Below are 11211 nucleotides of genomic sequence, written 5' to 3'. Positions count from 1 at the left end.
AGCTTGCATCATTTCGATGCCGATTTGAACTCGCTCGATATCCTTTGGACTCGGCTTACTTGTTTGTTTCTTTTGTAAAATTGTTTTCATAGTATTGCTACTTTATCTTTCTGATATAAGTGTACTCTAAAAAAAGAGTTGGTTCCATAACATAACCTTACAAAAGAGGTCTGTAATCTTACATTTTTGTAAGATTGGATTATTTTTTTGATATGAACTACTATTAGTTTACCACAAATTTTTAAGCAAAAGAAAAACCCTTGATACTACAAGGGTTTAATACTTCAAATGAATGGTAATATGGTTACCAAAACCAACCTTCATTATCATCGATTGGTTCAGCCTCTTTAATCTTACGTGGTCCTGTTCCGTACATTTCTGCTTCGATATCTTCCTTTGTTGGCAAGATAGAGGCTAAGATGATGTAGATGATGATTCCAAGTCCAAAGTTTGCGATTGTAAAGATAGCAAAAATGAAGCGCACAAGGGTGACATCAAGATCCCATTTATCAGATAGTCCAGCAAGTACTCCTGATATCATACGATTTCGTCTCATTTTATAAAATTTTCTATTCATGATTTGTACCTCTTTCGGTATTCTTGTAATAAGTATAACATGAAATAAAAACTGCTTGCATCAGTCCTTAGGCGGATTTTGTAGGATAAGTTTGCCACGACAAAGACCACAACGATAACGTTTAGTATCAATTCGTCGCTTTCGTTGATAGGTTTGGTGACAAGTCTGACAAGTATAGACTAGAGCTGGTGTTTGATTAACACTTGATAAGGGAGGAACAAAGCGGAGCCCGTCCACTTCTTTTAACAGTTTCTTAAAGGCTACATCTTTATGTTTATACCCCTTGCCCTCATAGTATAGATGATAATGACAGAGTTCGTGACGGACAATTTTCCGAAAAACCTCTAAACCAAGTTCTTGATAGACTTTTGGATTAAAATCCAAATGCCCATCCTTTGGAAAGAATCGCCCACCTGTCGACCGTAGGCGAGTATTCCATTGAGCTTGGTGTTTGAAAGGTTTCCCAAAGTCTTCTAAAGAAACTTGTTTAACGTAATTAGTTAGATTCATCTGGTGCAAGGAGCGACAGATTTACTTTTTCTCGTTGGACATCAATCTTCTTCACCCAAACGGTTACCAAATCACCAACTGAAACGACTTGACTCGGATGTTTGATGAATTTCTTGCTCATGTGAGAGATATGAATCAGGCCATCCTCGTGAATACCAATGTCAACAAAGGCACCGAAGTCAACGACGTTACGAACAACGCCCTCAAGCTTCTGGCCAACTTTTAAGTCTTTGATATCCAAGACATCCTGACGAAGGACTGGAGCATCAAAAGAATCACGGAAATCACGTCCTGGTTTTAAAAGATCTGCAATAATATCTTTAAGGGTTTCTTGACCGAGGTCTAGTTCTTGGGCCATTTCCTTGATTGAAATAGATTTGAGTTTGGCTTGTGCTTCTTCATTTAGGTCTTTAATGTCCAAACGTTTGAAGAGTTCCTTAACAGCAGCATAGTTTTCTGGGTGAACACCTGTATTGTCAAGGATATTGCTACTTTCAGGGATACGGAGGAATCCTGCAGCCTGTTCAAAGGCCTTAGCACCTAGACGAGGGACTTTCTTGATTTGAGCTCGTGAGGTGATTTTTCCTTCTTCTTCACGATACTTAACAATATTTTCTGAAATAGTTTTGTTAAGCCCAGCTACGTGCGAAAGTAAGGCTGGACTAGCTGTATTGACATTGACACCGACTTGGTTAACTACTGTATCAACAACAAAGTCAAGACTTTCAGACAGTTTTTTCTGACTAACATCGTGCTGATATTGACCGACACCTATGGATTTGGGATCAATTTTAACCAATTCAGCAAGTGGGTCTTGCAAGCGACGAGCAATCGAAATAGCAGAACGTTTCTCAACGGTTAGTTCTGGAAACTCTTGACGAGCAAGTTCACTAGCTGAGTAGACAGATGCCCCACTCTCATTGACAATGACATAGCTGACCTCTGGAAAATCTTTAAGTACTTCAGCTACAAAGGCTTCGCTCTCACGACTAGCAGTACCATTGCCTATAGCAATGATTTCCACACCGTATTGGCCAATCAAATCTGCCAAATCTCTCTTTGCTTCTTCAATCTGACGAGCTGAAGCTGGTTTGACGGGATAAATGACCTGTGTTGTCAGCATCTTCCCAGTCGCATCAACGACTGCAAGCTTGGCACCTGTACGAAAGGCAGGGTCAAATCCAAGGACCACGCGCCCTTTAAGAGGAGCAACAAGGAGAAGATTTCGAAGGTTTTCAGAGAAGAGTTGGATAGCTCCTTCTTCTGCCTTCTCTGTTAGTTCAGTGCGAATACGACGCTCAATAGCTGGTAATACTTTTTTCTTAACAGATTGCTGAATAACTTCGTCTATATAAGCATTCTTAACCTTAAAACGAGAAGCAAAGAAAGATAGAATACGATCAGTCGCATGCTCAAAGCCAATTTTCAAAATGCCTAGCTTCTCACCACGATTAAGGGCAAGCGTACGGTAGCCTTGCATGTTTGCAACTGTTTCTGAGAAATCGTAATAAATCTGAAACACTTGTTTTTCATCAAGACTCTCATCTTTGACTTGAGAAGTAATCTTAGAGCGTCTAAGTACCTCTTGATATGTCATTGAACGTAAATGAACATCCTCAGATAGTGCTTCAACCAAGATGTCTACAGCCCCAGCCAAGGCTTCTTGAGGAGTCTCGAAACCTTCACAGACAAATGCTTCTGCTTTTTTTTCTAGGTCAGAAACATTTTGTAAAATCAAGCGAGCAAGTGGAAAAAGTCCAGCCTCACGCGCAATCGTTGCCTTGGTCCGACGTTTCTCCTTATAGGGAAGATAGAGTTCTTCTACATCTGCGAGTTTTTCAGCTGATAGAATTGCTTCTTCTAACTCCTTAGTTAGCTTGCCTTGCTCTTTTATTTTTGCTAAGACCGCTTCCTTACGATCATTTAGAGCAGTTAAACTCTTATCGAGGTCAATAATAGCCTTAATGGCTACCTCATCTAGACTTCCGGTCATATCTTTCCGATAACGGGCTATAAAGGGGATAGTTGCTCCTTCTGCTGTCAAAGACAAGACAGTATCAATCTGCTTTAAAGTTACACCCAAATCTTGGGAAATTTTTTCATATTTTTTATCCATGAAACTATTATACCATAAGCGCGAAAGCTTGTTTTCATTAATTTGTTGCTTTATTTCAACTTTATAAAGATAAAAGCCATGTTTATTTTAAAATCCAACTATTTCTTAGAAATAATAGTATAATAGTGTTAACTAAAAGAATCGAGGTATGCCTTATGGCTGTTAAATTTACAAAAACTGATGACTTAGATAAGATGTTCGAAGAATTTGCTAAACTACCTGACTTGAAGCAAGTGACTTTCCCAGATGACAAAGAAAAGAAAGATAAGGCAGAAAAGAAAAAATAGATGACACTCTTTCAAAGTTTACCTTCTAGTGTGCTACAAGCTGGCGCCATTTTTCTTTCAATTATCATTGAAGCTTTACCCTTTGTCTTAATCGGTAGCATCATCTCTGGTGCCATTGAAGTCTATGTCACACCTGAGAAGGTTTATAAATTTCTCCCTAAAAATCGTTTGGGGAGAATCTTTTTTGGTAGCTTCATCGGTTTCCTCTTCCCTTCTTGCGAATGTGGAATCGTTCCTATCATCAATCGTTTTTTAGAAAAGAAGGTTCCTAGCTATACAGCGGTACCTTTTCTAGTAACGGCTCCTATCATCAATCCTATCGTACTTTTTGCGACTTATTCAGCCTTTGGCAATTCAATTCAAATGGTTCTTCTAAGAGCTTTGGGCGCGATTCTAGTTGCTACTATATTGGGTATCTTTCTTGGATTTTTCTGGGAAGAACCTATTCAAAAGGAAAATAGATTGGCTTGTCATGAGCATGATTTTTCTCACTTGACTAAAAGTCAAAAAATCCTTCAGGTATTCATTCAAGCTATTGATGAATTCTTTGATATGGGACGTTACTTGGTTTTTGGCTGTCTTTTTGCAAGTATAGTCCAGGTCTATGTTCCAACTCGGGTTCTGACATCTATCAGCGCAACACCACTACTTGCGATTGTTCTTCTGATGGTCTTGTCCTTCCTTCTATCACTCTGTAGTGAAGCGGATGCCTTTATTGGCTCTTCGCTTCTCTCTAGTTTTGGCTTTTCTCCAGTGCTTGCCTTTCTGGTTATAGGTCCCATGCTTGATGTCAAGAACCTCCTCATGATGAAGAATTATCTGAAAACTCGCTTTATTTGGCAATTCATGACAATTGTAACTCTTGTTGTTCTTGTCTATTCTTATCTAGTCGGGGTGATGCTATGATTCGATTTTTTATCTTATTTGGCTATTTTATCTTAACCCTTTATCTGCATCTATCAGGTAAGCTCAATCAGTATATAAACCTCCACTACTCTTATCTGGCTTATATCACTATGGTTTTGTCATTGTTACTAGCTATTGTTCAAGCTTATATTTCTCTCAAGCGTTTGAAAGAACATAGTCACTTGCACAGTTTTTCAGCCAAGCTTGCTAGTTTTGTCCTCTTATGTTTGCCCTTGTTAGTTGGATTTACATTTCCAACTGTCACTCTGGATTCACAAACAGTATCGGCAAAAGGATATTATTTCCCTTTGTCGGAAGGAACTGACAAGGCAATCCAAGCAAGTGAAGGAACGAGCAGTCAGTTTCTTAAGCCGGATACCAGTCGCTTTTATTCACAAGCAGCTCATGAAAATATTATTCGGAAGAGTGCTGATAAATACTTAGCTCACTCTAGTATAGTTATCAATGATGAAAATTACCTGGAGGTCATGGAAGCTATCTATGATTATCCAAATGAATTTGAAGGCAAGGAAATAGAGTTTACTGGTTTTGTCTACAACGATCCAAATCATACCAATAGTCAATTTGTTTTTCGCTTTGGTATTATGCACTGTATCGCTGATTCAGGAGTTTTTGGACTTTTGACTACAGGAAATACCAATCAGTACGAAAATAACACTTGGGTGAAAGTCAAAGGCAAGATTAGCAATCACTACCACAAAGAACTCAACCAAGTCCTCCCAACCCTTGAAGTCCAGTCCTTCATCAAAGTAGACAAACCAGAGAATCCTTATGTTTACAAAGAATTTTAAAAAGTAGCCTTAGCGGGCTACTTTTTCTTGTTTAGTAAGGTTTTAACTTCTCGTGCACCGATCTGATCGTCAGCTTTTTCAAAAAGTTCGATAGCTTGTAAAAAATTCTCTTGCGATTTTTCTGAATTTTCAGCAGAATAAATCTCACCTAAACCTCTATAGGAACAGGCTTGAGCTATCAGATCATCCGTTTGTAATGCTTGCTTTAAGGACTGTTCCATATACATGATTGCTTTTGTTATTTCCCCTAGTTTTAATCGTAAATAACCTTGCTCATAATTATTGACAGAAGATTTGAGTGCATCCTCTGAAAAAGAATCTTCAATAATTTCTCGCTCTTTATTGATATAGTTAAGAGCTGTTTGATAGTCATTCATTTCACGATAAACCATGGCTAACTGGTGATAGCCTATATGTTCATTTTCTTTATCTTGACTTGATATTGCTATTTCAAGATATTTTTGATAAATCAGTAAAGCTTCTTTATAGTCTTTTTCAAAGAGCTTGATATAACCCAGCAAATTGAGAAGGCTGTAATCCTTGCAAGTTTCTAACGAGAAAGTTTCTGAGACTAATTTCTTGGCCTCTTCAATCTTCCCCTCAAACAATAATTCCCAGGCTTGATTCATGCTTATTCTCCTCTAGCTTATGTGGTATAGAAATCAATCGACAAATCACTATCAGACTCGTATTTTTTCCAGGCTATACTGAAGCCATAATAGTCTTCAAATTCTGGATGCCAGTCATAATAAAGTGGGATACGGCTAAATTTTCTTGCAACTACTTCATCTTCAAATTCTGGAGACTCTCCTGCAGTAATTCCAAATTGAAGCCCATTCAGTTCCCAGGTATTCCCCCAAACATTTTCATCTGATAGAACGTCAATCCAACGAGAGGCGTCAATATCAAAATCTGCACATAACTCTAGAGTAAAGAATTTTCTATAGTTTACTTTGGCGGGCTTAATATAAAAGGCACCATCCACCTGATACTTTTTATCTCTGGCTTGTATTTGTGAGATTTTCATTGGAATAGGAACTCCATTTAACTCTAACCAAAAGTGTCCCAAGGGAGTTTTGATTGCATGGTAAATTTGTTTAGAATCTACTTTTACTTTTTTCAAGCAAGCATCTAAAATCCTTCCATGTTTAACTAGATTTGCACAAACTATTGTAGAAGTCAGTGGATCAAAATCTGTATACCTACGAATGACACGTTTTAACTTTTCGACGGGAAAAGTGATATCCTTTGGTAGGGCATGATACTTCTGGACAACTAAAGCAGTTTTTTCAGTATTTTCCTTCCCGGTTGGAACAATCACACCATGCCCGACATGAATAGTTGGGTCGTCACAGATATAAGTATAACCATTTCCACCTTCTTGAAACTCAACAACTACAATATTTAACTCTTGATCAGGATCGAAAAGTGGTTCTGCTTTTGCACTGGTCTGGCACTCATAAAAAGTGAAACAATCTTTATTATCCTCTTCACCAAAGACCATAAAACTACCACAATTTGGGCATTTCCACATATAGAATGAAGCCTCTGAAATGTCTTCATAGGAAATTGTATCATTACCATCTTTTTTATTCATAATTTCTACTAATAACTCATCCGAATAAACCGAATAAGCATTTGGATCAGGCGCTTGGTGGTCGTTCATTGCTTGACCACATCTACAAGTCCATTTTCCCATAATTAACCTCAGTCACGACTTAATTCTTCAAGGAAAAATTGATTGAGAGCTTTCCAGTCTTTCTTTTCCTCTGTAACACTTTGGACGTAGTCATCCAGCTCTTGGATATTTTTGATGATAAAGTCCTGAATTGGCTCTATCGGCTCAATTTCCATACCTTCAGGTCCCTTTACCTTTATATCAAGCAATCTAGACACATGCTCTTTCATTTCATCAGGGAGGAGTTCTTTGACCAAATCATCAAACAAAATCGGTGGAACAGAATGATATTTTTCAATCCAACGACAAGCTAAAATAGGACGAAGTGCATAGAAATACTTTTTAGGTTTTACCTTATCTCCTGAAAGATACTTATTCATTTGAGTTCTAGCAGTATTCAAGTAATGGTGGAGCATCTTTTTCTCAGAAAAATACTGACTAACAAGCGGACGGATACGGTCAATAAAGCCTTCGTCTTGCTGGTAAACGATTGGCGACTGTAACCACTCAAAGAGGGTTGGATTTGACTTATAAAGCAACTTTAAAGCCTTGTCCAAATCCCAGCCACTCACATCCCATGTATCGTCAATTGGTAGTTCGATGACATCGCGATGATCGTTCAAGCTTAGATAAAAATCTTGCTTGTGCTTGTATACAAAACGTACATCAAAATCACTATCAGGAGACTCAAAGCCCCAAGCGCGACTACCAGACTCAATTGCCCACAATACTGTAACATCATAATCACGCTCAATTTCTGCTAGTTTTTCAGGTACTAGCACATTCATTTCTTCTTGTGTTTGCATGGTAGTTCTATTTCTATATTCAAGCTACTTCTTCGGCACGATTATTGATTAAGTCAATTGTTTGGACAATATTCCTCAATATTGGTATTTGATGTTGAAATAGTACTTGTACGGATCCATAAGATTTAAACGGTTCTTGTGTCAGCATCGACTTATCCATATACCCATTTTCAACGACATAATCGACAATCAATTTCACAAAAGAAATTTGCTTAGCATTAAGGCTTTCATCTGACAAGAACTTAGAAAACACTTGATTAGCAGCCTCTCTATTCAAACCAATAATCTCCCGCACCAATCTAGGAATAGCCTTGTTTTCATAGTGTTGCTGATAGTCAGTTTTACTTCCTAATTTTTCCCATAATAGAGTTTCTAATGCTAATAAATCTTGTGCAGTCAACTTCTTGTTATGATACAATTTAGAAATTGCTTCCTCATCCAAATGAGCTTTCAAATAATGCTCAACTTTTTCGTTATAGGATCGAAGATCATTTACCTGCAAATAAGGAGTGGTTTCATATACAGTAGAAAGAATTCGATCTTCAAAATTGACATAATATACCTTTCGATTCGTTTTATCTAAGAATTGCAATAAATCTCTTAGAGAAAGGCGTATTTTTTCAAGTTCAGACAAGCTTACTTCCTCCCAAAATTCAGGTTCTTGTACTTTCCTGATAATTTCTGCCTGTGCAAAGACCTGAGGGATATTACCAACAGAAGCAAGGGCCTGAGCAGTTTTCATAACTTGAGATATATGAGTCCTTGATGGCTTAGAGGTCAATTGTCCGACTTGAATTTCTAACATCCATAAATCAAAGCGTCTCGCCATTTCATTTTCATTATCTTCATCAAATATGAGAGGGGAGATATGACTATGAAGATTTTCACATGAAATCGTTGTAAGATTTTGCCAATTTTCTAATTTCTTATAGGTATAAACCATATCTAAGACCATACGAACTCTAAAGTCTAACTCATTCAAGTCCTCTACATGACTATGAAGTTCTGAGACGAGTTGCTGACGATACTCTCTTGCAAATGGATCCTCTTGATAGTGAAGGTCTTGCAGTTCACGAATCAAGTCCACCTTGATATTAAACAAACGCTGTGCCAAGGGAACAATATGACGTCCATTTCCTTCTCTAGGATCTGCTTTAAAGTATTCAAAGTTGTCACCATAATCAAATACCAAGAAGTTTTCCTTATCCTGATCAGGTCCAAACAAATCTTTACAGAGACGCGTTCCACGACCAATCATCTGCCAAAATTTTGTTTTTGAGCGAACTTTCTTGAAAAAGACTAAATTGACAACCTCTGGGACATCAATACCTGTATCAAGCATATCAACTGAAATTGCAATTTGAGGATATTTCTCTTTGATTTTAAAATCATCAATCAAGGTCTGATAATGTTTAATACTATAATCAATCACCTGAGCATAGTCGCTCCCCTTTTCAGGATATCGTTTATTAAAAATCTCTCTAATAAATTCAGCATGATGATGATTCTTGGCAAAGATGATAGTTTTTCCAATCTCATCACCCGAAGCCGTCTGAATCCCTCTCGTCATTAGTTCATCTAGAACAATCTCTACTGTACCTTTATTAAAAATAAAGGAATTAAAAGCTCCAGCATCAATGTCTTTTTCTAGACTATCATCTTCAAATTGGCTATCAAAATATTCTTTATCTTCTTGGGATAGATCATCGTAATGAAGCCCATCTGTAGGTAATTCTAACTTGGTTTCAATCGAATGATAGGATACCAAGTAGCCATCCTCAACAGCCTCTTCAAGATCATAAGCATAGGTAGGAACACCATTCTCCAAGTTAAAAAATCCATAAGTGTTTTTATCAAGATCCTGACGAGGTGTGGCCGTTAAGCCTACGATTCTAGCATCAAAATAATCAAAAATTGTCTTATATTTTTGATAAATAGAGCGGTGGGACTCGTCAATAATGATAAGATCAAAATGACCAACAGTAAAAGGGCGTTGAATGACTTCTTCCTGATCACTAATAGCTCCAATCATGGTCGGATAAGTAGAAAAAACCATACGACTTGATCGTGCCCCAGCTTTATCCTCTAAAAAGTTACAAACCGAAAGATCAGGAAGTAATTTCCTAAATGAATCATAGGCTTGTTTTACAAGAGATGTCCGGTCAGCTAGAAAGAGAATATTTTTGACCCAATTGTGACGTGATAGGATATCAACAAGAGAGACTGCTGTTCGAGTTTTCCCAGAACCAGTTGCCATTACCAAAAGAGCTTGTCTTCGATTGTTAGAAAAAGCCTCACAAACACTTGCAATCGCATGTTTCTGGTAATATCGTCCAGAGATATCGTCTCTGATTTTACTAGAAATATCCTCAAGTGGTTTTTGCAAATGTCGTCTGTCCATCAATAATTGCAATTCTTCTTGAGAATAGAATCCTGCAACCTGGCGACGATTTACACCATCAAGAATGTAGTGCTTGAGGCCATTTGTAATAAAACAAATCGGTTGGTAACCTATTTTTTCCTCTAGCGCTTTAGCATATTCCTTAACTTGTACTTCACCGACTTCTGGATTCACTGCAGCCTTTTTAGCTTCAATAATTGCTAAAATCTTTCCATTTTTACCATAAAGGACATAATCACAATAACCTGTTCCCGATCCGTGTTTCAGTCCATTAACAGCGACTTCAACTCGACAATTTTCTTCAAATTTCCAACCCGCTAATCGTAAATCAATGTCAATAAAAAGTTTTCTTGTCTCAGCCTCAGATAACTGATCGATATGAAAGGAAACCTCTTGCCGTTGAGCAGCAGTTTCACGTTTTTCTGTATAATTCTCTTGAACTTCCAAGGACTGTACAGCCATTAGTTCATGAAAGTCAGGCATAACAGGTAAACTGTCTTGCAGTTCCACCATGGCTTGTGGTGTTTCTCTTTCCTTGACATTCTCTGAAATTGGCAATAACTTCTCGTCAAAAAAACGTTCCACAAACTCATTGCTATAGCAGTAATCAATAAAGTTTACGAACTGGTACAAATGATGTAAGGCTAAAATCGCTTCACGTTCCTTGATCTCCCCACCATGAGCAGCATGATTGCCCCAGCGTATCAAGAGAACCATCTGACTATGAAGCTCTGGATCTACGATTTCTCTAAAGTCATCATCCCAAACTAATGAAGACAAGGTAGCACGATAAGGGGCTTCCAAATAAGAATCATGGCTATAAATCCAATGAACAGCCTGCTCCAAGGCACGACGCGCCATGAAAGCTGTCGCTACAGTGGATGTCCCAATCATATTCTCAGCTTCTATACAGGGCCTCGAAAAAGATTCATACTCCTTGTTATTTAAAAGAAAATCAAAATTTCCCATTTTTCTCTCACTTTGATTAAATAGATAGCTATATTATACTAGATTTTAAGCTATTTCTCCACAGTTTTATAGCCATCTGACAAGTAAATTGTGATTTGTCAACCTGAGCCACAAAGTCTGCGAACTCGTTTTGTAGGGAAAGAGGGGGG

General features: G+C 37.8%; 10 protein-coding genes and 1 pseudogene. 3 read left to right on the top strand and 8 right to left on the bottom strand.

Going from position 1 to position 11211, the window contains the following annotated elements; translation table 11 throughout:
- Positions 1–304 precede the first annotated feature (304 nt).
- Genes ADF68_RS01910 through ADF68_RS01900 form a run of 3 tightly spaced genes read right to left on the bottom strand, consistent with a single transcriptional unit; the run spans position 305 to position 3203 of the window.
- Complete coding sequence (locus ADF68_RS01910; RefSeq protein ID WP_049548413.1) at positions 305–577, bottom strand: PspC domain-containing protein; 273 nt, start codon at positions 575–577, stop codon at positions 305–307.
- Between the two features lie 60 nt (positions 578–637).
- Positions 638–1087 (bottom strand): SprT family protein, encoded by a 450-nt coding sequence (locus ADF68_RS01905; RefSeq protein ID WP_049548412.1) that lies wholly within the window; start codon positions 1085–1087, stop codon positions 638–640.
- The gene (locus ADF68_RS01900) at positions 1074–3203 is read right to left on the bottom strand and encodes a Tex family protein (protein ID WP_049548411.1); all 2130 of its coding nucleotides are present in this window, start codon (positions 3201–3203) and stop codon (positions 1074–1076) included. Before ADF68_RS01900 ends, ADF68_RS01905 begins: the two co-directional genes overlap by 14 nt.
- Positions 3204–3358: 155 nt before the next feature.
- On the opposite strand from ADF68_RS01900, the gene ADF68_RS11555 reads away from it, so the two are divergent.
- Genes ADF68_RS11555 through ADF68_RS01885 form a run of 3 tightly spaced genes read left to right on the top strand, consistent with a single transcriptional unit; the run spans position 3359 to position 5208 of the window.
- Positions 3359–3490, top strand: coding sequence for an SPJ_0845 family protein (locus ADF68_RS11555; RefSeq protein WP_000268695.1), 132 nt, complete (start codon positions 3359–3361; stop codon positions 3488–3490).
- Complete coding sequence (locus tag ADF68_RS01890; RefSeq protein ID WP_049548410.1) at positions 3491–4396, top strand: permease; 906 nt, start codon at positions 3491–3493, stop codon at positions 4394–4396.
- A complete protein-coding gene (locus ADF68_RS01885) occupies positions 4393–5208 on the top strand; it encodes a TIGR03943 family putative permease subunit (RefSeq protein ID WP_049548409.1) in 816 nt (271 codons plus the stop codon). The genes ADF68_RS01890 and ADF68_RS01885 overlap by 4 nt, the downstream gene beginning before the upstream one ends.
- A 17-nt stretch (positions 5209–5225) precedes the next feature.
- On the opposite strand, the gene ADF68_RS01880 is transcribed toward ADF68_RS01885, so the two are convergent.
- From ADF68_RS01880 to ADF68_RS11360, 5 genes and pseudogenes are all read right to left on the bottom strand, one after another.
- Positions 5226–5837, bottom strand: coding sequence for a tetratricopeptide repeat protein (locus ADF68_RS01880; RefSeq protein WP_049548408.1), 612 nt, complete (start codon positions 5835–5837; stop codon positions 5226–5228).
- A gap of 17 nt (positions 5838–5854) precedes the next feature.
- Positions 5855–6907, bottom strand: coding sequence for a hypothetical protein (locus ADF68_RS01875; RefSeq protein WP_049548407.1), 1053 nt, complete (start codon positions 6905–6907; stop codon positions 5855–5857).
- Between the two features lie 8 nt (positions 6908–6915).
- On the bottom strand, positions 6916–7692 hold the full coding sequence (locus ADF68_RS01870; RefSeq protein ID WP_049548406.1) for a nucleotidyltransferase domain-containing protein: 777 nt from the start codon (positions 7690–7692) through the stop codon (positions 6916–6918).
- Positions 7693–7711: 19 nt separating this feature from the next.
- On the bottom strand, positions 7712–11062 hold the full coding sequence (locus ADF68_RS01865; protein ID WP_049548405.1) for a DEAD/DEAH box helicase family protein: 3351 nt from the start codon (positions 11060–11062) through the stop codon (positions 7712–7714).
- Positions 11063–11090: 28 nt separating this feature from the next.
- Positions 11091–11211: pseudogene (locus ADF68_RS11360) on the bottom strand (restriction endonuclease subunit S); the annotation flags it as partial.

It is taken from the genome of Streptococcus pseudopneumoniae, from assembly GCF_001068775.1.
GTDB classification, from domain to species: Bacteria; Bacillota; Bacilli; order Lactobacillales; family Streptococcaceae; genus Streptococcus; species Streptococcus pseudopneumoniae_N.
This window is presented reverse-complemented; position numbering and strand designations above follow the sequence as displayed.